Annotated in this window: 17 protein-coding genes and 1 riboswitch; of the genes, 6 read left to right on the plus strand and 11 right to left on the minus strand. The window is 64.8% G+C overall.

Annotated features, from left to right (window positions below; all coding sequences use genetic code 11):
• Window positions 1-438: 438 nt before the first annotated feature.
• The 5 genes from OK351_RS05755 to OK351_RS05775 form a co-directional block, all read right to left on the minus strand.
• Window positions 439-1125 (minus strand): GntR family transcriptional regulator, encoded by a 687-nt coding sequence (locus tag OK351_RS05755; protein WP_371931384.1) that lies wholly within the window; start codon window positions 1123-1125, stop codon window positions 439-441.
• 42 nt (window positions 1126-1167) lie between these two features.
• Window positions 1168-2901, minus strand: a complete 1734-nt coding sequence (locus OK351_RS05760) for an acetyl/propionyl/methylcrotonyl-CoA carboxylase subunit alpha (RefSeq protein ID WP_265156742.1) — start codon at window positions 2899-2901, stop codon at window positions 1168-1170.
• Window positions 2898-4511: a 5-oxoprolinase subunit B/C family protein gene (locus OK351_RS05765; RefSeq protein WP_265156744.1), complete on the minus strand. Its 1614-nt coding sequence runs from the start codon at window positions 4509-4511 to the stop codon at window positions 2898-2900. The genes OK351_RS05760 and OK351_RS05765 overlap by 4 nt, the downstream gene beginning before the upstream one ends.
• Window positions 4508-5266: a LamB/YcsF family protein gene (locus tag OK351_RS05770; protein ID WP_265156747.1), complete on the minus strand. Its 759-nt coding sequence runs from the start codon at window positions 5264-5266 to the stop codon at window positions 4508-4510. Before OK351_RS05770 ends, OK351_RS05765 begins: the two co-directional genes overlap by 4 nt.
• A 188-nt stretch (window positions 5267-5454) precedes the next feature.
• Window positions 5455-6921: an MDR family MFS transporter gene (locus OK351_RS05775; protein WP_265156749.1), complete on the minus strand. Its 1467-nt coding sequence runs from the start codon at window positions 6919-6921 to the stop codon at window positions 5455-5457.
• 145 nt (window positions 6922-7066) lie between these two features.
• On the opposite strand from OK351_RS05775, the gene OK351_RS05780 reads away from it, so the two are divergent.
• A complete protein-coding gene (locus tag OK351_RS05780) occupies window positions 7067-7639 on the plus strand; it encodes a TetR/AcrR family transcriptional regulator (RefSeq protein ID WP_265156751.1) in 573 nt (190 codons plus the stop codon).
• Window positions 7640-7981: 342 nt separating this feature from the next.
• Entirely contained in the window at window positions 7982-10204 is a 2223-nt protein-coding gene (locus OK351_RS05785; RefSeq protein ID WP_265156753.1) for an NADP-dependent isocitrate dehydrogenase, read from the plus strand.
• A 170-nt stretch (window positions 10205-10374) separates the two neighbouring features.
• Here OK351_RS05785 and OK351_RS05790 read toward each other — a convergent pair whose 3' ends face one another.
• The 3 genes from OK351_RS05790 to OK351_RS05800 form a co-directional block, all read right to left on the minus strand.
• Window positions 10375-10950: a YdeI/OmpD-associated family protein gene (locus tag OK351_RS05790; RefSeq protein ID WP_265156755.1), complete on the minus strand. Its 576-nt coding sequence runs from the start codon at window positions 10948-10950 to the stop codon at window positions 10375-10377.
• 289 nt (window positions 10951-11239) lie between these two features.
• On the minus strand, window positions 11240-12280 hold the full coding sequence (locus OK351_RS05795) for a methionine synthase (protein WP_265156757.1): 1041 nt from the start codon (window positions 12278-12280) through the stop codon (window positions 11240-11242).
• 31 nt (window positions 12281-12311) lie between these two features.
• The gene (locus OK351_RS05800; RefSeq protein ID WP_265156759.1) at window positions 12312-13304 is read right to left on the minus strand and encodes a DUF1852 domain-containing protein; all 993 of its coding nucleotides are present in this window, start codon (window positions 13302-13304) and stop codon (window positions 12312-12314) included.
• 122 nt (window positions 13305-13426) lie between these two features.
• On the opposite strand from OK351_RS05800, the gene OK351_RS05805 reads away from it, so the two are divergent.
• The 3 genes from OK351_RS05805 (at window position 13427) to OK351_RS05815 (ending at window position 17319) form a co-directional block, all read left to right on the plus strand.
• Window positions 13427-14368, plus strand: a complete 942-nt coding sequence (locus OK351_RS05805; protein WP_265156762.1) for a LysR family transcriptional regulator — start codon at window positions 13427-13429, stop codon at window positions 14366-14368.
• Window positions 14369-14610: 242 nt separating this feature from the next.
• A riboswitch (SAM riboswitch) is annotated at window positions 14611-14701 on the plus strand.
• Window positions 14702-14782: 81 nt separating this feature from the next.
• Window positions 14783-16102 carry an O-acetylhomoserine aminocarboxypropyltransferase/cysteine synthase family protein gene (locus tag OK351_RS05810; RefSeq protein ID WP_265156764.1) on the plus strand — a complete coding sequence of 440 codons (1320 nt, stop codon included), beginning with the start codon at window positions 14783-14785 and terminating at the stop codon, window positions 16100-16102.
• Window positions 16099-17319: a cystathionine gamma-synthase gene (locus tag OK351_RS05815; RefSeq protein WP_265156766.1), complete on the plus strand. Its 1221-nt coding sequence runs from the start codon at window positions 16099-16101 to the stop codon at window positions 17317-17319. Before OK351_RS05810 ends, OK351_RS05815 begins: the two co-directional genes overlap by 4 nt.
• A gap of 28 nt (window positions 17320-17347) precedes the next feature.
• Here the strand turns inward: OK351_RS05815 and OK351_RS05820 are convergent, their stop codons facing one another.
• Window positions 17348-18277 carry an NAD(P)-dependent oxidoreductase gene (locus OK351_RS05820; RefSeq protein ID WP_265156768.1) on the minus strand — a complete coding sequence of 310 codons (930 nt, stop codon included), beginning with the start codon at window positions 18275-18277 and terminating at the stop codon, window positions 17348-17350.
• 154 nt (window positions 18278-18431) lie between these two features.
• Window positions 18432-19961, minus strand: coding sequence for a deoxyguanosinetriphosphate triphosphohydrolase family protein (locus OK351_RS05825; protein WP_265156770.1), 1530 nt, complete (start codon window positions 19959-19961; stop codon window positions 18432-18434).
• Window positions 19962-20222: 261 nt separating this feature from the next.
• On the opposite strand from OK351_RS05825, the gene OK351_RS05830 reads away from it, so the two are divergent.
• On the plus strand, window positions 20223-21407 hold the full coding sequence (locus OK351_RS05830; RefSeq protein ID WP_265156772.1) for a TerC family protein: 1185 nt from the start codon (window positions 20223-20225) through the stop codon (window positions 21405-21407).
• Window positions 21408-21478: 71 nt separating this feature from the next.
• On the opposite strand, the gene OK351_RS05835 is transcribed toward OK351_RS05830, so the two are convergent.
• On the minus strand, window positions 21479-21886 hold the full coding sequence (locus OK351_RS05835; protein ID WP_265156775.1) for a hypothetical protein: 408 nt from the start codon (window positions 21884-21886) through the stop codon (window positions 21479-21481).
• Window positions 21887-21923 lie beyond the last annotated feature (37 nt).

The raw sequence follows: 21923 nt of genomic DNA on the forward strand, positions 1-21923 counted from the left end.
TGTTGCACGCCGTTTTCTTGTGTTTGGTTTGATGGTTTAGACGCTCTAAAACCTATACGAGAAGCGGCGTGCGCTGCTATTTAAGGGGCCCGGCGACCCACGGATCAGTCACAAGCGCCTTAATTGTGTGCTGGTCTTGTGGGATACCAAAGTGTCACCCGCCCGGAGACCCGGTGCCAGTCTGGCTGCACGAGGTCGTGCAGTGTTCCAGGCGAGGTTCGGCCGCTCACAGAACGGGGATTCAAGGTAACTTCGCCGCCAGCGCCATGGCCGTTTGGGCTCCAAGATCTTACTGGTGGCGACACAGGGATTGCTGTCTGGTGACGTCACGCGGATACCCCGGTCACAGGCCGGCGGTTTGCGTAGACGTACTTGTTCGGAAACTGCCAACCAGTAGGAGAGTCGGTTTTGGCCAGGGGGAAGGGAGACCGGGCCGGGTTACCGGACGTCGAGCGTGGCGAGGTGACCGAGCAATTCGATTTCGGCGGTATCAAGGTACTTGCGCAGTTCTTCGGCAGCCTCGAATCGTTGCCCGTCCGAGAGTTTGCGCACCAGCGCGGCGTTGCGCTCTACGTAGTGCGAGTGGAAATCAGGGGCATCGCTCATCGCGTGGAAGACCAGGCGCATGCGTGCCAGCACCCTGCCCATGAGCTCCTGCAGCAATTCGCTGCCGGAGCTGGCGATAACCAGTTCATGGAAGTTCTGGTTGGCATCGGCCATTTTCTGGATGTCTCCGGCGGCCAGGGCCGTGAAGGCCTCAGCGATGACTTGCTCCATGGCAGGTACATCCAGGTTCGGCCCCCAGGCCAGAGCGGCTGGTTCGATGGTGCGCCGTACCGCGTAGATCTCCTTGATATCCTCGGCATCCGGGGAAGCGACAAAAACCCCACGATTGGGGATGCGGTTGATGATCAGTTCGCTGTCCAGCAGGGTGAAACCTTCACGCAGCGTATTGCGTGATACCCCCAGGGCTTCGGACAGTGCCTGCTCGGAAAGCTTGGCTCCGGGGTGAAGGCGTCCCTCGGCGATCTGTCGGCGCAATGTGGAGGCGACCCACGAGCTGGTATGCGCATGGGTCGAGCCATCCTGATGGGGTATGGAGGGAAATGCCGCTTTCACGTTCATGCCTTTTAACTTAGTGCACCAACGACCCCTTCACCGTAAACGCTAGGAGATCGAGCCCAGCGATTCGCCGCGTTTGACCGTGGAACCTGCTTCCAGTGCGGCCCGGGTGAAAACCCCGTCACGGTGCGCCGCAACAGGATTCTCCATTTTCATTGCCTCCAGGACAACCAGGGTTTGTCCCGCGGTGACCTCCGCTCCGTCCTCGACCTGCCAAGCCACCAGGTTTCCGTCCATCGGGGACGGCAGACAGTTGCCTTCCGCAGTGGCCTTGGAGACATCCGGTGACGGGATCGCGTGCCCGCCGTGGCGTACCGCATTGAGCAGATCTGCCGGCAGTCCGATCTGCATGGACTGGCCGTTCAACTCGATGGTCAGCGTCTCACGTTCCCCGCTCGGGGAGGGAAGCTCGATGTCCTCGCTGCCCGCCAGCTGCTCCATGAATTCGGATTCGATCCAGGTGGTGTACACCCCGAACCGGTTCTCGGCGGTGAAGTCCTCGTGTTCGGCAACCGCCTGATGGAAAGGCAGGACTGTGGCCACACCGGTCACCACCATTTCACCCAGTGCCACGCGTGCTCGCGCCAGGGCCTGCGAACGGGTGGCACCGGTGACGATAAGCTTGGCCATCAGCGAGTCGTACTGGGCAGGGACCACTGAATTGGTGCGCACCCCGGAATCTACCCGGATTCCGGAACCGGTCGGCGCCTCGAAGGCCGTGACCATTCCCGGGGTGGGCAGAAAACCACGGGCCGGATCCTCTGCGTTGATCCGGAACTCAAAGGCATGGGCGATCGGCTCCGGATCCTGGGTGATGGAGAGCCTTTCTCCGCGGGCAATGCGGAATTGTTCGGCTACCAGGTCGATCCCGGTGGTTTCCTCGGTGACCGGGTGCTCGACCTGCAAGCGGGTGTTGACTTCCAGGAATGAGACCAGCCCGTCGGGGGCCACCAGGTATTCCACGGTTCCGGCCCCCACATAACCGGCCTCCCTGCAGATCGCCTTGGCTGATTCGTGGATCTCTCGGCGTTGTTCCTCGCTCAGGAACGGGGCCGGGGCCTCTTCCACAAGTTTCTGGTGGCGGCGCTGTAATGAACAGTCGCGGGTGCCGACGACCACCACGTTGTCGTGGGTGTCAGCCAGTACCTGCGCCTCTACGTGCCGGGGCTTATCCAGGAAGCGTTCCACGAAGCATTCTCCGCGACCAAAGGCCACGGTAGCCTCCCGCACCGCCGATTCGTAGGAATCGGCGATCTCGTCCATGGAGCGGGCGATCTTCAATCCGCGGCCCCCGCCGCCAAAGGCCGCCTTGATGGCGACCGGCAGGCCGTGTTTCTCGGCAAAGTCGCGGACCTGATCGGCGTTCTCCACTGGACCGGGAGTCCCGGGTACCAGCGGTGCCCCGGCCCGGACAGCGATGCCGCGGGCGGTGACCTTGTTGCCCAGATCCCGGATCGACTGCGGGGACGGGCCGATCCAGATCAGGCCAGCATCATTTACGGCCTGGGCGAAATCGGCGTTCTCCGACAGGAACCCGTAACCCGGGTGGATCGCGTCTGCCCCCGAGCGACGGGCAATGTCGATGATCTTCGCGATGTCCAGGTAGGTTTCGGCCCCGGTACTACCACCGAGCGGGTAGGCCTCATCGGCCCGCTTGACGTGCAGGGCATCGGCATCCGGGTCCGAGTAGATCGCCACGGACGTTAATTGGTTATCGGCCGCGGCGCGGGCAATGCGAACGGCGATCTCACCGCGGTTGGCAATAAGCACTTTCTTCATGCTGGACAATCCTTCGTTTCTGATGGCGGTGTATCGACGAGTACAAAACGGATGGTGGTGCCCGGTGGCAGCTGCGCGGCGGTGGAAAGATCCTCGGCGACCACGGTGGCGATGACCGGGTATCCGCCGGTAACCGGATGATCGGCCAGGAACAGGACCGGCAGGCCGGACGGCGGCACCTGCAAGGCGCCGGGCACTACGCCCTCGCTGGCCAGCTCCCCGCTGCGTATACGGGACAATGCTCCACCGGTGTCGGACAGCAAACGTACACCCACCCGGTTGGACTCGGCGGAGATACTCCAGCGCTGGGAAACCAGCTGCTGAAGACCCGGGCTGCCGAACCAGTCGTCACGGGGCCCGGGTACCACCCGCAACAGGTAGTCACCGGCGTCATCGGTGTGCGGCAGGGTTGAAGGCTCGGGAAGACCCACTGCCGGCAGGTTCAGGTCCGGGCCCACAGTCAGCTGCTGCCCGGCAGCCAACGGTGGGGGACCGAGGCCGGAGAGGGTATCGCTGGACGCAGAATCCAGCACTTTGTCCACGGTGAATCCGCCGCGTACCGCCAGATAGCTGCGCAGGCCCCGGCCGGAGGGTGTCAGTGCCAGGGTCTCTCCTGACAGGAGCGCGAACGGGGTGTTCATCGCAGGGCTGCGCTCGGTGCGGAGGTCGTCATTCTCGGCCGGGGTGACCCTTAGGTCGGCCTCGGCGCCGGTCACGGCCAGGACCACGTCCTGTAGTGCACGAAGTTGCATCGAACCGGTGAGGTTCTCGATGACTGCAGCCTGTGATCGATTGCCCACCAGCCGGTTGGCCTGCCTGCTGGAGGCGGTGTCCGCGGCACCTGAGACGGTGACTCCCAGATTGCCTTGGCCGGGGCGTCCAAGGTCCTGGAACAGCGATTGCAATCCGGGATCCAGTACCTGTAGCCGGGCACCGGTACGGGTGGACGAAGTGCGCGCCGGGGCGGATGCGCCGGGGCGGATGCTGGTCCGTTCGGTGACGGGGACAAACCGTACGCGGTCCTGAGGGTGGATCAGCGCCGGGTGCTCGCGGTCCAGATCCCACATCGCTGTCTCGGTGTGCCCGAGCAGTTGCCAGCCACCGGGGGACTGGCGGGGATACACCGCCGAGTAGCCACCGGCCAGGGCAACCGACCCGGGAGGTACCGCAGTGCGTGGGGAGCTGCGCCGTGGCACGTTCAGCACCGAGTTCTCACCGAGGAGGTAGGCGAAACCCGGGACGAATCCGCCGAAGGCAGCGGTCCATGTCTGGGAGGTATGTGCTGCGATCACCGCTTCGACGCTCTGCCCGGTCAGTTCGGCGACTTTGGCCAGGTCCGTACCGTTGTACGTGACTTCCACGGTGATCAGCTTGCCGACTTGTGCCCCGGCCACACCCAGGTCAAGTAGGGGAACCAACGCTGCGGCACGTTTCGCGGCACAACGGCTGTCGGTCTTAATCAGTACCGTTCTCGCCGCGGTCAGCACGTCGAGTTGTCCGGGCAGCGGGCTGGCCTCCAGTGCGGCGTTGAGGGCCAGCACCGAGTCCAGGTCCTCCAACTCCACCAGGACCGACCGGGTTCCAGCTAAGCGTATGTGTTGCACACTCATACGAAGCTCTTGATATCGATGCCCGAGGATTCCAGACCGGCGCGTACGGCCGCGGCTACAGCAATCGCACCCGCTGTGTCCCCATGGACGCAGATGCTCTCGGCCTCGGTGCGGATGATGCTACCGTCCACCGCCTTGATCTGTCCGTCGGAGGCCAGCCGGATCATGTTCTGGGTGATTTGTCCCGGGTCATGCAGCACCGCATGGGGTTGGGTACGGGAAACCAGGGTGCCATCGGGATTGTAGTTGCGGTCCGCGAAGGCCTCGGCGACCGGGCGTAACCCCGCTTTCCCGGCTTTGCTCAGGGCCAGCGACCCGGGAAGCAGCAACACCGGCAGGTCGCGGCCGAAGGCGCGGATGGCATCGATGACCGCCTGGGCGTGTTCCTCGTGATGAACGATCGCGTTATAGAGGGCCCCGTGTGGCTTGACGTACTTGACCTCGCCTCCGGAAGCCCGGGCGATCGCGTCCAGGGCTCCCAGCTGGTAGAGGATGTCATCAGCCAACTCGGAACCCGACATTTCCACGAAGCGGCGCCCGAATCCGGCTAGATCGTGATAGCCGACATGGGCCCCGATATTCACGCCGGCGGCAACCGCTTCGCGGCAGGTACGGGCGATGGTCTGCGGGTCTCCGGCATGAAAGCCGCAGGCGACATTGGCGGAGGACACCGAGGTGAAAATTGCGGCGTCATCACCCATGGTCCAGTTCCCGAAGGACTCTCCCACGTCTGAATTCAGGTCGATGTATGGCATCTGTGATCTCCGTCTCGCGTTGTCGTACAACTCAAGAATGCACGAAAAACACAGATTGTTCAACAATCTTGGTGAAATTTCCCTGGGTAACCGGAGGCCAGTCGTTGGGCAGGGGGAGGTGGTACACGAAAACCGCGGGCCCCGGGATGATTCCGGGAACCCGCGACTGTGGCGCATGTGTACACGTGCTACCGGCTGCGGACCTCGCGCGGCACCGTGATGAATGGCGCCAGCAGCAGGCCGAGGGTGGCCAGGATCGCGCCGATCATGAAGGAAGTATGTGCCCCGGCGAACAGGGCATCACCCAGCGCGGAGCCCTGTGCCAACCGACCCTCGGCCAGCATCGACATCACGGTCACGTAAATCGTGGTGCCGATCGCGCCACCGAGCTGCTGTCCGGTGTTGAAGATCGCCGACCCGTGGCCGTACAGCTGCGGCTTGACGGTGGCCAGCGCCGAGGACAGCAGACCGGTCATCAGCAGGGCCAACCCGATCGAGAAGATGATGTGGTTGATCATGAACACCCACAGCTCGGTCTGGGCATCGACCGTGACATACAGCCACTGTCCCAGGGCGAGCATGGCGGCACCGGGGATCAGCACCGGACGGGGGCCAAAGCGATCGTAGACGCGGCCGAAGACCGGTGCCACCAGAGCCTGGGCCAGCCCGCCGGGCAGCAACATCATGCCGATGGCCAGGGTTCCGATGCCGGCACCGGATTCCAGGATGATCGGAACCATCACCACGGTGCCCAGTAGGGTACCCATGGCGATCATGATCAGCAGCACGCTGAGGGTGAAGGTGCGGTTGGAGAAGGGGGTGAGGTTCAACAGCTCGCGTCCGGTGCGGGTGAGCTTGATCTGGCGGGTGACGAACAGGGCCAAGCCGACCAGGCCGATCGCGAAGCTGGCCACGGTCAACGCGGTATTCTCCGCGACGCTCTCCAGGCTGGAAATACCGTAGACCAGGAAGCCGAACGCCACGGCCGACAGGATGACTGAGAACACGTCTACCGGGATCCTGCGGGTCGATGCGGGCATCTTGATGAACAGGATGCCCAGCACCAGGATGACCAGCGCAAGCGGTGTCATCAGCACGAAGATCATTTGCCACGAGAAGCTGCTGACAATGGCCCCGGAGACGGTCGGGCCGATAGCCGGGCCCACGGAGATCACGATGGAGTTCAGGCCCATGACCGCCCCGCGCTTGTGGATCGGCACCAGCGACAAGGTGGTGGTCATCAGCAGGGGCAACACGATGGCGGTACCGGCGGCCTGGATGATCCGGGCCAGCAGCAGGAAGATGAAGTTCGGGGCGAAGATCGCGATGACCGTACCAACCAGGAAGCTCACCAGTGCAAAGATGAACAGGCTCCGGGTGGAGAAACGCTGCAGCAAGAACCCGGTGGTGGGGATCACTACCGACATGGTCAGCAGGAATCCGGTGGTCAACCACTGTCCTGCGGCCGCCGAAACCTGCATGTCGGCCATGATCGAGGGCAGGGCCACGGTCAGGACCGTCTCGTTCAGAATCATCAGGAATGCGGCCAAAGCCAGGGCTCCGATGATTCCGGTCAACTGCCGGGACGAGATGTGCGGGGCCACTGGCTGCCGGGGCGGTTGTTCCTGGGTGATCTCGGTGCGTGTTTGGGTCACGGCTCCTCTTTCTGAAGGTGCGAACTAAAAAATACTGTCACACTCTGACAGGTTTCGTAAGCTGAATCTGTCAGAGTGTGACATAAAATATGCTCGGGACCACCGCTGGTGGCAACCGGCATCGGGCCTCGGGGAAGATGGAGCCATGGGTATTCGACAGGAGCACCGGGCACGGACCATGCAGACGATCCAGCGTGCCACCCTGGACCTGATTGAGCAGCGCGGACTGGAGGCGACCACGGTGGGGCAAATTGCCGAGCGCGCCGGGATCTCCGAGCGGACCTTCTTCCGCTACTGCTCATCCAAGGAAGCGGCTGTGCTCCCCGGGGAGCAGGGGGTGCGCGACGCGATGCTGGCCGCCAACTTTGAGTCCGGGACCTTGCGTGAGGTCATTGCCCAGCTGCTGGAAGTTTGCCGCCGGTGCTTCGCCTTGGAGGTGGAGCATAACGAATTCCGTCGTATCTCCCGATTGCTGATCAGCGAGCCGGAGTTGCTCAGCTCCGTGGCCCAGCAGGAGCGGGAACTGGTGGAGGTGTTGCGCAACAAACTCGAGTCGCAGCTCGGGATGCAGCGCATGCAGGCCCTGCTGGCCGCCGAGATTGCCACCTGTTCCTGGCGCGTTTCCTGGCAGAGTTTCGCCAAACTGGAAGCCGATGGATCCGCCGGTGATCCCATGGCGGTTTTCGAGCAGGTCGTTGCCGAGCTGCGCGCCATCTAGTCGTGGGCGGGATGTGGCGTGTCCGGGTAACAATTGTCGCCCGGGACACATGCGGGCGGTGAATGCGGGGCGGGAACCGTCGGCGACCCCAACCCGGTTCCGGATATGGCGGTTGAGGGCGCACTTTGGGGAAACGGCACTGAGTTACTAGGCATTAACCCAAAGTCGACTCGTCCCGAGCTGCCGTTCGGAAGCGACATTCCGGTGCGAAATCAGGGTATTCCCCGGCGATAGCTGCAGCACATAAAGGTGTCGCGGCGCATGAAATCAGGTAAGTTAGGAACGTTGAGTTTAGGGCGGTTAACTCCGCTTCCGCACGACGATCAGGGAGACGCCACACCTATGGCCAAGATTATCTACACCCATACCGACGAAGCGCCGATGCTGGCGACCCACTCGTTCCTGCCGATCGTCGAGGCCTTCGCTTCGACCGCCGGAGTGGAGCTCGAGACCCGCGATATCTCGCTGGCCGGTCGCATCATCGCCACCTTCCCGGACTACGTCACCGAGGAACAGCGCATCGCCGATGCCCTGGCCGAACTGGGTGACCTGGCCAAGACCCCCGAGGCCAACATCATCAAGCTGCCGAATATTTCGGCCTCGATCCCGCAGCTGAAGGCCGCCATTGCCGAACTGCAGGCCGCCGGTTACGCGCTGCCGGACTACCCGGACAACCCGTCCTCGGACGAGGAAACCGACATTCGTGCGCGCTACGACAAGATCAAGGGTTCGGCCGTGAACCCGGTCCTGCGTGAAGGCAACTCGGATCGTCGTGCCCCGCTGAGCGTGAAGAACTACGCCCGCAAGTACCCGCATTCGATGGGCGCCTGGGCCGCTGACTCGAAGACCAATGTGGCCACCATGGCCGCCGACGACTTCGCCTCCAACGAGAAGTCCGTCGTCATCGACAAGGACAAGAGCATCTCGATCCGCTTTGTCGCCGAAGACGGCGAAGTCAAGGTCCTGAAGAAGGCCTTCAAGGTGCTCGCCGGCGAGGTCATCGACGGCACCGTGATGCACGTGGCGGCTCTGAGTGAGTTCCTCAAGGACGCAGTGGCCCAGGCCAAGCGGGACAACGTCCTGTTCTCGGCACACCTGAAGGCCACCATGATGAAGGTCTCGGACCCGATCATCTTCGGCCACGTGGTCAAGGCCTACTTCTCCGAACTGTTCGACACCTACGGAGAGCAGCTGGCGACCGCCGGACTGAACCCGAACAACGGCCTGGCCGCCATCCTGAACGGACTGGACGAACTGTCCGACGACGTGCGCGCCGGAGTCGAGCAGCTGATCGCCAAGGGTCTGGAAGAGGGACCGGCCGTGGCCATGGTCGACTCGGACAAGGGCATCACCAACCTGCACGTGCCCTCGGATGTCATCGTGGACGCCTCCATGCCGGCCATGATCCGCCTGGGTGGCAAGATGTGGGATGCCAAGGGCGGGACCGCGGACACCCTGGCCGTGCTGCCCGATTCCTCCTACTCCGGTGTGTACCAGGCCGTGATCGAGGACTGCCGCGCCAACGGCGCGTACGATCCGACCACCATGGGTACCGTGCCGAACGTCGGCCTGATGGCCCAGAAGGCCGAGGAATACGGTTCGCACGACAAGACCTTCGAAATGACCGGCAACGGACATGTCCAGGTGCTGGACGAGTTCGGCACCGTGCTGATCGAACACCAGGTCTTCACCGGGGACATCTGGCGCGCCTGCCAGACCAAGGACGTCGCCATCCGCGACTGGGTCAAGCTGGCCGTGAACCGCGCCCGCGCCTCCCAGACCCCGATCGTGTTCTGGCTGGATGAGAACCGCGCCCACGATGCCGTGTTGATCAACAAGGTCACCGAGTACCTCAAGGAGCACGACACCGAGGGTCTGGTCATCGAGATCCTGTCCCCGGTCGAGGCCACCAAGTACACCATCGAGCGCATCCGCAAGGGCGAGGACACCATCTCGGTGACCGGCAACGTGCTGCGTGACTACCTGACCGACCTGTTCCCGATCCTGGAACTGGGCACCAGCGCCAAGATGCTCTCGATCGTACCGTTGCTGGCCGGTGGCGGACTGTTCGAGACCGGCGCCGGCGGCTCGGCCCCGAAGCACGTGCAGCAGCTGGTGAATGAAAACCACCTGCGCTGGGATTCGCTGGGCGAGTTCATGGCCCTGGGCGCTTCCTTTGAGCATCTGGCAGTCACCACCGACAACGCCCGCGCACAGGTTCTGGCAGACACCCTGGATGCCGCCACCGGCACCTTCCTGCTCGAGGACAAGTCGCCCAAGCGCAAGGTCGGTGAGCTGGACAACCGTGGCAGCCACTTCTACCTGGCCAAGTTCTGGGCCGAGGAATTGGCCAAGCAGGACAAGGATGCACAGCTGGCCGAGGCCTTCTCCGCTGTGGCCAAGGCGCTGGGCGAGAACGAGGATGCCATTGTTTCCGAGCTGGCCGCAGTCCAGGGCCAGCCCGTGGACATTGCAGGCTACTACCGTCCGGACAACGCCAAGACCGCAGCCGTGATGCGTCCAAGCGAAACCCTTAACAAGACCCTGGAACTGCTGACCAAGTAGCCCTCCAGCGAATCCGACAGGTCAGGCACCCTCCTCACCGGGAGGATGCCTGGCCTGTTTCTTTTGTCGGTATTTCGTGAAACGGTGATTACCGCCCGGCCGCGTGGGGAGCTGGAAGTCCGAGTCCCGATGACGTGCTGTGTCCTCGATTGCCGGGACCTCGCCCAGGACTATCCGCCGTTTCCATCGGGCTGCGCCAGTTCGGCCACGAACCGTTCCAGCCGGGCGGTCCGTGTTTTGGCGGTGCGGGCGATCATGAGCTGGTGCAGGATGTGGTATCGCGGTTGCGACTTCAAAGCAGCGAAGGCTTCAGCCGCTGCCGGGGAGGCATCCAGGGCCATTTGCAGGTCATCCGGCACCCGGGCGGTGGCTTGGCCCTGGTAGGCGCGTTCCCACCGGCCGTCGGCCTGCGCCTTGTCGATCTCGTCCTGTCCCCGGGGGCGCATTCGTCCCTGGGCCACCAGCTCCTCGACGAACCCGGTGTTTTTCTCGGACCAGAGCGAGCCCTTGCGTCGCGGGGTGTAGCGCTGGAGGAATGTGCTCTCATCGCGCTTGCGGCGAATAGCATCGATCCACCCGCTGCAGAGTGCTTCCGGTAGGGCCTGTGCGGCAGTGAGCGAAGTCGGAGATGTAGTTCCCTTCTTCGCCACTACCAGCCATACGCCATCGCTGGTTTCTTCGTTTTCGTCGAGCCATGCGCGCCAAGCGGCCACATCGGGAAGAATCATTTCGTCGTGCGGTTCCATGATTCCATTCTCGCGCGCAGTTGCAGGAAACAGGGCACTTTCGGTGTGCGTCTGTGGCTTGTTTCCTTCAGCAACGATTGTTCTCCGGTCGGTGGCGGCCGGCCGGCGCGTCGGCCATTGGCGTCATATCCCGTGCGGTGGAAGGGCTAAACCCACCAGTCCGCATCCGATACCGGGCGCTGGCGGGTTTTCGGGCCTTCGGGAAGGAACTGGGCCGGGACCGTCCGCAGGCGAGGAGTCCGTTGCGGCGTACCGGAGCGGGCCGATCCACGAACCGGCGGTTGCAATTTCAGACGCGGGCGCCGACCAGCTCCTCGCGCAGGATCCCGGCTCCCGCACTGAGTGCACTGAGCTTGGCCAGTGCGACATCGCGGGGGAACGGTGCCATGCCGCAGTTGGTGCTCGGGATCAGCTTGTCGGCATCCACGTACGCAAGCGCCTTGCGCAGGGTTTCCGCCACCTCGTCAGGGGTCTCGACCTGCTGGTTCGCCACGTCGATGGCACCGAGCATGACACGCTTGCCGCGCACCAGCTCCACGACCTCCAGCGGGACATTCGAGTGATGGGATTCCAGCGAAATGGTGTCGATGGAGGAGCGCTGCAGCAGCGGGAACGACTTCTCGTAGTGGCGCCACTGGGTGCCCAGGGTTGCCTTCCAGTCATTGTTCGCCTTGATGCCGTAGCCGAAACAGATGTGCGCCACGGTCTCCGCTGTCAGACCCTCGCAGGCGCGTTCCAGTGCTGCTACGCCCCAGTCGGCCACCTCGTCGAAGAAGACGTTGAATGCCGGCTCGTCGAACTGGATGACATCCACGCCTGCGGCTTCCAGCTCCTTGGCCTCGTGGTTCAGGATGGCGGCGAACTCCCAGGCCAGCTTCTCGCGGCTGCCGTAGTAGCCGTCGTGCAGGGTGTCCACCATGGTCATCGGGCCGGGCAGGGTCCACTTGATCTGGTGGTCGGTCAGTGTGCGCAGGAACTTCGCATCCTGCACGAACACCGGGGCCTTGCGCTCCACCGCGCCGACGACGCTGGGCACGCTGGCCTCATAGCGGTCGCGGATCAGCACCGTCTGCTTGTTCTCGAAGTCCACGCCCGACAGGTGCTCGATGAAGGTGGTGACGAAGTGCTGGCGGGTCTGCTCGCCGTCGGAAATGATGTCGATGCCGCGGCGGGTCTGCTCCAGCACCGCGGCGCGCATCGCGTCCTGCTTGCCCTCGGCCAGCGCCGCCCCCTCAAGCTTCCACGGCGACCACAGGGTCTCGGTTTCCGAGAGCCATGAAGGCTTGGGCAGGGAACCGACGATGGAGGTGGGAAGCAGGGTGTTGGTCATATCTGGTCCTTTGGATTCTGAAGGTAAGTGATTAGGCGGCGGGGACGACGTAGCCGGCGGCCCAGGCGTCGAGCAGTTCGCGGTTCGGGGTGATGAAGTGTTCTTCGGTGTACCTGCCCTGGCTTGCGCCCAGGCGGGTGCGTTCCTCGCGGTCATAGGAAACCTGGGTGCGCGAGAAGTCCTGCGCGCCCAACGAGGGCCGGTAGACCGCGGGGGCGGGGGAGTTCGCGTTGTAGATCTCGGGGCGGTAGATCTTCTGGAAGGTCTCCATGGTGGCCATCGTGCTGGCCAGCTGCAGGTTGGTGTAGTCGTTCAGCAGGTCGCCGCGGAAGTAGAAAGCCAGCGGGGCAACGGAGCCGGCGGGCATGAAGTAGCGCACGCGCAGGCCCATCTTCGCGAAGTACTCGTCGGTCAGCGAGTAGTCGTCCTGCTGGTATTCCAGGCCCAGCACCGGGTGGCTGTTGCCGGTGCGGCGGTAGGTCTTCGAGGTGGAGACGCTGATGCAGATCACCGGCAGCTGCTCGAAGCGCTGGCGGTAGGCCTCCGAATCCAGGAAATGCTGGAAAAGCCGGCCGTGCAGCTCCCCGAAATCTTCCGGGACCACCGGCTTGCCGGAGGCGTCGGCCGTTGCCGGCAGCAGCACGCTGAAGTCGTAGTCCCGCACGTAGGAGGAGAAGTTGTTGCCCACGATGCCGTGGGTGCGCGTCCCGGTGTACCGGTCCAGGATGCTGGTGTTCAGCACCTCCAGCAGAGGGAAGTCCTGCGCCCCCTGTGCCGAGTCGAAGTGCACGTTGGCGGAGATGATTTCCAGCTGGAGCGTGAAGCGCTCGCCGTCCGGATTGTCCCAGTGCATCAGGGAATTCAGGCGCCGGTCGATCATCGTCAGCGCGTTGCGCAGGTTCTCCTGGCGGTTTTCGCCGCGGGCCAGGTTGGCGAAGTTCGTCGTGATGCGCGAATCCGTGCTGGGGGTGTAGTCCTCGTCGAAGTCGGTGGTGGTGATGCTGAAAGTGAATGCGTCTGCCATGGCGGCCAATCTGTTGCTGAGGGGCCTGGGCAGGCCGGAATCAAGTCGATGTGTCCATCATGCAGCGCCATCGTTGATATCAGGTAACTCCGGCAAACTATGGCTTGATATAGACTCAACCTATGGTTCAAGGAGCAAGTGGTCTGACACTGCAGCAGATGCGCTATTTCACCACGGTCGCGGCCGAGGGATCGATCTCAGCGGCTGCAGACTTGCTCTACGTTGCGCAGCCGAGCATGTCCTCGGCAATGAAGGAACTCGAAGCCCGGGTGGGACGCACCCTGCTCATCCGCTCGGCCAGGGGCATTACCCTCACCACCGAAGGGGCCGAGTTCCTCGGCTACGCCCGGCAGGTGCTCGAACAAGTGGAACTGCTCGAGCAGCGCTACCTCGGCCGCCCGCCCTCCCGCCGCCTGCTCGGAATATCGACGCAGCATTATTCCTTCGCCGTGGACGCGTTCGTCAGGACGGTCCAGGCCAGCGGGGCCGACGAGTACGAGTTCTCGCTGCGCGAGACCCGCACCGAACAGATCATCGAGGACGTGCGTACCCTGCGCAGCGAGATCGGCATCCTCTACCGCAACGACTTCAACCGGAAGGTCATCGACAAGCTGCTGCGTGAGTCCCGGCTCGTCTTCCACCCCTTGTTCCTGGCCGATCCGCACATCTTCATTTCGCGTAGCAACCCGTTGGCCTCCCGCCCGCGGGTGGAGCTGGCAGACCTCGAAGACCTGCCGCGCCTGACCTTCGACCAGGGCGCCAACAACTCGTTCTACTTCGCCGAGGAGATCCTCTCCACAAGCTCCAGCAAACGCGAGATCCAGGTCTCGGACCGCGCGACCATCTTCAACCTCATGATCGGCCTGGGCGGGTACACGATCTCCACGGGTATCATCAGCGACGAGCTCGACCCGTCCATCGTCGCCATCCCGCTGGATGTCGATGAGCGCATCGAGATCGGCTGGATCGACCATGCCGCGATTCCGCTGACCGAACAAGCACGGCGCTATCTGGAAGAAGTGCGTTCCGTTGTCGCAGGCTTCGGGGTCCAGCTCATCGGTTGAAGCCCTCGCGCACCGAGGGGGCGTAACACGCTGTCATCCGCTGGACCGTGCGAGACATATTAGATGGGCCAAAGCCTGTAATCCCGCGGAATCCGGCAGCAACCGCGCGTCACACAACGGATCCGGGCCGTGCGTCATCATGACAAGATCGCGACATGTGAAGCCGGGAAACCTTGTGTGAAGCCCGGGACCGGACACCGCTTGCGCCGTCCGAAGCCGTTGCCCAATCATGGAAGCACAACAACCCATCAAGAGCGACCGAGAGATCTGGCTCGTCGACGTCGCAGCAACCATCGGGAAACCGAAAGGTGCTAATGCCAGGAACGATGGAGCAGCTGCCGAACGCGTCCTGGGGCTCCGTGCTCTGCGCGGTGTTCGGTGCACTCCCTCGTGCGGCAAAAACGAGGAGGAACCATGGCGCAGCCCAACACCCAACCGTCGACGACGGCCATCCACGCCGGATATACGCCCAGCGGTGACCACCGCCCGCTGACGGTGCCGCTGTATTCCTCAGCGGCCTACGAGTTCGGCTCGCATGCCGAAGCCGTGGAAAAGTTCGCGTTGCGCCAGGCCGGCTTCACCTACTCCCGCACCGGCAACCCCACCGTGTCGGTGTTCGAACAACGCGCCGCCGCACTGGAAGGCGGAGCCTACGCGGTGGCCACGGCCACCGGCCAGGCTGCCGTCGCGCTATCCCTGCTGGCCCTGACCCAGGGCCCGAAGCACATCATCGCCTCCAACCAGCTCTACGGCGGCACCGTCGACCTGCTGACCGACTCCTTCAACGATTTCGGCATCCGCGTCAGCTTTGTCGACCCGGATGAACCTTCCGCCTGGGAGGCGGCCATCGAGGCGGATACCCGGGCCTTCTTCCTGGAATCGGTCACCAACCCGCTTTCCACCCTCCCGGATCTACCGGAGCTGGCCGAGGTGGCGCACCGCCATAACATTCCGGTGGTGGTGGATAACACCCTGGCCACTCCGGCGAACTTCAAGCCGCTGGCCTTCGGCGCCGACATCGTGGTGCACTCGGCCACCAAGGCGCTGGCCGGACACGGGCAGGTGCTCGGCGGCGTGGTCGTCGACGCCGGAACATTCGACTTTTCCGACCAGGAGCGCTGGCCGCAGATCGCCCGCGCCCGCGAACGCTATGCCGGCACCTCGCTACTGGCCCGCTACGGGGACGGGGCCTACTCCATGCTGGTGCGCTCAAAGTTCCTGCACGATCTGGGCCCCGCGCTGTCGGCCGGCAACGCCCACACCATCCTGACCGGGATGGAAACCCTGCCCGTGCGCGCCACCGCCGCCACCCGGAACCTGCTGCTGCTGGCGAACTTCCTTCAGGCCCACCCGCTGCTCAAAGCGGTGCACCACCCCTCGCGAAGCGCCCATCGGCACCATGATCGCCTGGCAAAGTTCTTCCCGCGCGGTACCGGCAGCGTGCTGGCCGTGGAATTGCACGACGCCGACCTGGTGCCGGCGTTCATCGACAACCTGGAAATCATCACCCTGGCTGCGAACATCGGCGATACCCGCACCATGATCGCCCACCCGGCGACGATGACCCACTGCCGCCTCTCGACCCAGCAGCTGGAGCAGGCCGGGCTGAACGCGGCGGTGCTTCGCCTGTCGGTGGGGCTGGAAGACCCGGCGGATCTGATCCGGGACCTGGACCGCGCACTGGCGGCCGCGCAGGCCGCAGCATCGATCGAAAAGGAAGTGAGCTTCGCATGAGCGGATTCAACACCCTGGCCGTCCACGCCGGACAGCACAAGGACCCGTACACCGGAGCCGTGATCCCGCCGATCTACCAGACCAGCACGTTCATCCAGGACGGCATCAACGTGCTGCGCGCCGGCCACGAGTACTCGCGCGGCTCGAATCCGACCCGCGACGGGTTCCAGACCCAGCTGGCCGCGCTGGAGGGCGGAGCCGCCGGCTTCTCCTTCGCCTCCGGGATCGCCGCGGAGGACGCCCTGCTGCGTGCCGTGCTGGCCCCGGGCGACCACATCATCCTGGGGGCCGACGGCTACGGCGGCACCCACCGGCTGATCTCCCGGCTGCACCGCAAGTGGGGGATCACCTCCAGCGCAGTGGATATCACCAACCTGGATGCGGTGCGCGCCGCGATCCGCCCGAACACCGCGCTGCTCTGGGTGGAAACCCCCTCCAACCCGCTCCTGGGGATCGCCGACCTGGCCGGCTGGGCGGCCCTGGCCCACGAATACGGGGCCCTGCTGGTGGTGGATAACACCTTCGCCACCCCGTACCTGCAACGCCCCCTGGACTTCGGGGCGCACGCGGTGGTGCACTCGACCACCAAGTACATCGGCGGGCACTCGGATGTGCTGGGCGGGGCGGTGATCGTCACCGACCACCTGCACCGCGGTGAATCGCTGGCCGAGGCGATCGGCTTCCAGCAGTTCGCCGGGGGTGCGGTCTCCGGGCCGCAGGATTCCTACCTGGCCGCCCGCGGGCTGAAGACGCTGGGGCTGCGCATGGAACGACATGGCTGCAACGCCGGGGTGATCGCCCAGTGGCTCACCGAACGCCCCGAGGTGGGCCGGGTGCTCTACCCGGGGCTGCCCGATCACCCGGGGCACGCGCTGGCAGCTGCCCAGCAGCGCGGGTTCGGAGGGATCCTGTCCCTGCAGCTGGCCGACGAGGCCGCCGCCCGGGCCTTTGCCCAGTCCATGGAGTACTTCCAGCTCTCGGTCTCCCTGGGCGGGGTGGAATCGCTGGTCTGCTACCCGCGGGAAATGACCCACGCCTCGCTGATCGGCACCGCGCTGGAGATCCCGGCCAACCTGGTGCGCCTGTCGGTGGGCATCGAGGAGCCCGAGGACCTGCTGGCCGACCTGGAACGCGGGTTGGCGGCGGCACGTACCGCCGGCGGACTGGCCAAACTGGCCGCGCCGGCCGGCCGGCAACAGGTAGCCGCGGCACGGTAGGCGACGGACGGTCACTGCGGCTACCGGATCATTCCCCGGTAGCCCGCACCACGTTGAGCAGTTCCCGGCCCGCGGCCAGCCGTTGCATCTGCTGGACCGCCAGCTGCCCGCAGAGCCTGGACACCTGCGTGGTGTTCCCGCCGGTATGCGGGGTGATCAGGCAATTCGGGGCGCTCCACAAGCGATGCCCGGGCGGTAGCGGTTCGGGGTCGGTGACATCCAGGGCCGCGCCCAGCCGCCCGGTCTCCAGTTCGGCCAGCAACGCACCGGTATCCACCACCGGGCCGCGGCCGATGTTCACCAGCAGGGCGCCATCACGCATGCTCGACAGGAATGCGGCATCCACCAGCCGTTCGGTGGAGGCATCGTGCGGCAGCGCGATGATGACGATGTCCGCCTCGGGCAGCAGTCCGGGCAGCTCGTGAAGGGCATGCACCGCGGCACCGTCCGGTGCGATGCGGGCGGTGCGGGCCACCGGCAGCACCCGGGCCGGCCCGAAGGGCGCCAGCCGGGCCGCGATCCCGGCACCCACCCCGCCGTAGCCCAGCAACAGCACCGTGGCCCCATGCAGGGTCGGAGACCAGGCCGGATTCCACCGCTGCCTATCCTGGTCACGCACCGCGGCGGGAACAGCGCGCAGGGCGGCCAGCAGCAGGGCCAGGGCGTGTTCGGCGGTGGCGTCCTCGATGGCCCCACGCGAATTGCTCAGCCCGACCCCCTCCGGCAGGTGCTCCAGCACCCATTCGAAACCCAGGGACAGCAGGTGCACATGCCGCAACCCCGGGATCCGGGCCACCAGCGGGTGGCGCTCCGGCTGCCGGGGACGTTCGGTGATGAGCACCTCGGCCTCCGGCGGCTCGCATGGAGCATCGTTCAGATGCCACAAGAGGGGCTCGATCCCCGGCAACTGCAACGCCGAGGCGAGTTCCTGGGTCGGGACCAGCACACGAAGGGACACTGGGCTTCCTTGTCTTCGGTGGACGGTGGACGGTGGGATGGGCCGGTCACGGGAACAGCCCATGGATCCCATTCTGCCCAGCATGGCACGGTGGGGATAATGCCGTGTCACATCGGGGTCATCTGGATGGCGGGGCCGCCAGGTGATCCGGAGGCTACAGCCCGCGGCCCAGTTCCCAGATCCCCTCGGCGGTACCGGTCAGCAACGAGTTGACCGAGACGGCCTGGGCGTCGGTGAAGGAGGCGATGTAGTCGACGATGGCCCGTGCCTGTCCCAACCGTTCCACCTCGCCGTGCCCAGCCGGACCGAACCGCGCCGGGTCGACATTGCGCAGCGCCCGGTACTCCTCGGTGGCAGCCTGCACCGAGTCTAGTAGCCGGCGCGGGGCGCGGGCGGCATCCACCGGGTCGTTGAGCCAATCCCGGAACCCCAGGGCCAGCGAGGAAATGATCCTGGTCTGCCCGCGCTGGTACACCGCCAGGTCGGAACGGTCCAGCACGAAGCGCGAATGCACGAACTTGAGCACCACCACGTCATGCCAGGCCGCATCACCCAGGCGCAGGTGTCCGCTGCGCACATGGGGCCGGCGCTGGACCACCACCGATGACTGCAACCGGTCGATCCAGCGCCGGGTGAACCCGGTGACCGCCCGGTCCGCTTCCAACCCGCCATCGTAGGGCACCGCCAGCAGCCCCTCGACCAGGTCGTGTTCCACGCGTTGCACCGAATCGCGGAAGGCCTGCGCATCGGCGATCCACGGATCCTTGGCCAGCAGCCTGCGCCAGGTGCGCTCCAGCGCATGTCCGGGACGGCGCAGATCCAGGTGCTTGTCGGGGATATCGGTCAGCGTGCGCGAGTGGTTCAGCCACGCCCGCAGTTCGGCGGAGACCGAGGTGTACTGCAATACCCCGGCCCGGTAGAAGTCGTCCAGGTCGTGCACCGCGTAGGCGATGTCATCGGCCACATCCATTACCGAGCACTCCAGGGTCTGCTGGTGCGCGGCGATATGCGGGAACACCGAGAGCACATCGCGCATCTCGGCGGCCTCGATGTCGTAGCAGGAGAACTTCGCCGCCCCGGTCCCGGCCACATCCCCGGCTCCGCGCGGCAGCTCGCGAGCCGGCAGCTGCCGGTCGGCCCACTCGTCACGCGCCCACGGGTACTTCAGCACCCCGGCCCGCACGGCCCGGGTCAGGTTCAGCCCGCGCGCCGTGGCATCGCAGCTGTCCAGCGCGGTCAGGATCCTGAAGGTCTGCGCGTTGCCCTCGAACCCGTCGGGTAGTCCCAGGCTCCGGCGGGCCACCCGGTCCAGCTCCTGCTCGCCCAGGTGCCCGAACGGCGGGTGCCCCAGGTCGTGGGCGGCCGCGGCGGCCTGCACCACCACCGGATCGCACCCGCCCAGTTCCGCGACCAACGCCACCGTGTCGGCATCGGCATTGCGTAGCCCGATGGCGATGGAACGCGCCACCGCGGAGACCTTCAGCGAGTGCGTGAGCCGGTTGTGGATGACGGTTCCGGCGCCGGCCTGCGGGATCACCTGGGTGACCGCCGAAAGCCGGGAAAAATACGGGGAGAAACGGATCCGCTCGATATCCACGCGGAATTCGTCCTCGCCGGCGCGAATCGGTTCGGCGATATCGCGTTCCCGCCCGCCGTGCTGGTGACTTTTTTGACTGGGATACATGGTACGACCAGCCTAAATGATCAGGCGGGCCGCGGGGCGAAACCGGCCGCCGCACCCGCATCCGATACGTTTTCGTGTCGCAGGCCACTTTGCCTCGCGGCCATGAGCGGTTACAGTGGGTGGTACGTAAGGGAGTATTCCAACGCGCTGTCCCCGTCAATACGCAAGGCAAGGGCGCCTCGCCGGGTTCAACGGTCCGCTGTGTGGCGGGTGGAGAGACTTACTGCTCGCCGCCTATTCCTCGACGAAAGCAGTAAAACCGTGACTGTTTCCCCTACGATCTGGGCCGTCACCATCGTGGTGATCGCGGCCCTGCTCGCCTTCGACTACTTCTTCCACATCCGCAAGGCCCACGTGCCGCAGCTGAAGGAAGCGGCCATCTGGTCCTCCATCTACGTGGGTATCGCCCTGGTCTTCGGCCTGCTGGTCTTTTCCTTCGGCGGTGCGCAGATGGGCAAGGAGTACTTCGCCGGCTACATCACCGAAAAGGCCTTGTCGGTCGACAACCTGTTCGTCTTCCTGATCATCATCGCCAGCTTCCGGGTTCCCCGGGAAGACCAGCAGAAGGTGCTGCTGTTCGGTATTGTCTTCGCGCTCATCGCCCGCACCGGCTTCATTTTCCTGGGTGCAGCGCTGATCAACACCTTCTCCTGGGTGTTCTACGCCTTCGGACTGATCCTGCTGCTTACCGCCGGCAACCTGCTGAAGCCCGAAGACCCCAGCGAGGAAGCGGACAACCTGGTGATCCGGCTTTCCCGCCGATTCCTGCGCACCTCCGAGCACTACGACGGGGACAAGCTGACCACCATGGTGGACGGCAAGAAGATGCTCACCCCGATGCTGCTGGTCATGGTGGCCATCGGCGGGACCGATATCCTCTTCGCGCTGGACTCCATCCCGGCGATCTTCGGGCTGACCCAGAACGTCTACATCGTGTTCACCGCCACCGCCTTCTCGCTGATGGGCCTGCGCCAACTGTATTTCCTGATCGACGGGTTGCTGGACCGGCTCATCTACCTGGCCTACGGGCTGGCGATGATCCTGGCCTTTATTGGCGTGAAGCTGATCCTGCACGCTTTGCACGAGAACAACCTGCCCTTCATCAACGAGGGCGAACCGGTTCCGGTCATCGAGGTATCGATCGAGCTGTCACTCGGGGTGATCATCGGGGTGCTGGTACTGACCATCGTCGCCTCGCTGCTGAGCAAGGCCGGCAAGGCGCTGACCTCCATCAACAATGCACGACGCTATGCGGCGAACTACCTGGATCTGGATTACACCGCCGACAGCGCCGAACGCGACCGGATCTACTCGGCGCTGGTGGCGGAGGAAAGCCAATTGGCGACGATGGACAAGAAGTACCGGGACAGGGCCAAGGACATCGAGCAGATCCGCGAACTGGTCGCCCGCGCGCACACCAGGCACCGCGACCACTACTCGATCTAGCCTGCCAGCGGGCGGGGTCGCTCCTCCGGCTCCCGCCCGGCAGCGGTCCCGTGACCGGGTCAGTGCAACAACTAGCGCTGGGGCTCCAACTCGGCAGCTGTCCGGCGACGGGACCCGCTGAGCATCACCGCGCTGAACCCCAGGTAGGCCAGGGTCCCCACCAGGACCTGCGGACCGGCAAGGACCCACGGGCCAGGAACCGCCCAGCCGAGAACTAGGGACAGTCCCGCAACCAGCACGTTGGTCGCCGCGGCCGGCCCCGTGCGGTGCCAGCGGTCCAGCTGGCGCCCCTGGAACCCCAGCAGCACCCCATACCCCAGAATCGCGGCGCATAGCGCGGCCAGCGGCCACACGCGATTCCCGTCGTCGAGGATGGCCTGGCGCGCCGCCGAGCTGGTCAGCGCGACAACCCAGGGCAGGACCAGACAGCACATGGCAGTGAGGATCGCGGTCAGCAGCATACGTGTGGCGGTTCCCATGGCTCAACTCCGTTGTTAAGGGTCCTGGCTCTACAGT

Source organism: Glutamicibacter sp. MNS18, assembly GCF_026107515.2.
GTDB lineage: Bacteria > Actinomycetota > Actinomycetes > Actinomycetales > Micrococcaceae > Glutamicibacter.

Excerpts from the sequence above, each read along its gene's own strand:
- OK351_RS05755 (WP_371931384.1), bottom strand. The coding sequence starts at position 1,125 with ATGAACGTGAAAGCGGCATTTCCCTCCATACCCCATCAGGATGGCTCG.
- OK351_RS05760 (WP_265156742.1), bottom strand. The coding sequence starts at position 2,901 with ATGAAGAAAGTGCTTATTGCCAACCGCGGTGAGATCGCCGTTCGCATT.
- OK351_RS05765 (WP_265156744.1), bottom strand. The coding sequence starts at position 4,511 with ATGAGTGTGCAACACATACGCTTAGCTGGAACCCGGTCGGTCCTGGTG.
- OK351_RS05770 (WP_265156747.1), bottom strand. The coding sequence starts at position 5,266 with ATGCCATACATCGACCTGAATTCAGACGTGGGAGAGTCCTTCGGGAAC.
- OK351_RS05780 (WP_265156751.1), top strand. The coding sequence starts at position 7,067 with ATGGGTATTCGACAGGAGCACCGGGCACGGACCATGCAGACGATCCAG.
- OK351_RS05785 (WP_265156753.1), top strand. The coding sequence starts at position 7,982 with ATGGCCAAGATTATCTACACCCATACCGACGAAGCGCCGATGCTGGCG.
- OK351_RS05790 (WP_265156755.1), bottom strand. The coding sequence starts at position 10,950 with ATGGAACCGCACGACGAAATGATTCTTCCCGATGTGGCCGCTTGGCGC.
- OK351_RS05795 (WP_265156757.1), bottom strand. The coding sequence starts at position 12,280 with ATGACCAACACCCTGCTTCCCACCTCCATCGTCGGTTCCCTGCCCAAG.
- OK351_RS05800 (WP_265156759.1), bottom strand. The coding sequence starts at position 13,304 with ATGGCAGACGCATTCACTTTCAGCATCACCACCACCGACTTCGACGAG.
- OK351_RS05805 (WP_265156762.1), top strand. The coding sequence starts at position 13,427 with ATGGTTCAAGGAGCAAGTGGTCTGACACTGCAGCAGATGCGCTATTTC.
- OK351_RS05810 (WP_265156764.1), top strand. The coding sequence starts at position 14,783 with ATGGCGCAGCCCAACACCCAACCGTCGACGACGGCCATCCACGCCGGA.
- OK351_RS05815 (WP_265156766.1), top strand. The coding sequence starts at position 16,099 with ATGAGCGGATTCAACACCCTGGCCGTCCACGCCGGACAGCACAAGGAC.
- OK351_RS05825 (WP_265156770.1), bottom strand. The coding sequence starts at position 19,961 with ATGTATCCCAGTCAAAAAAGTCACCAGCACGGCGGGCGGGAACGCGAT.
- OK351_RS05835 (WP_265156775.1), bottom strand. The coding sequence starts at position 21,886 with ATGGGAACCGCCACACGTATGCTGCTGACCGCGATCCTCACTGCCATG.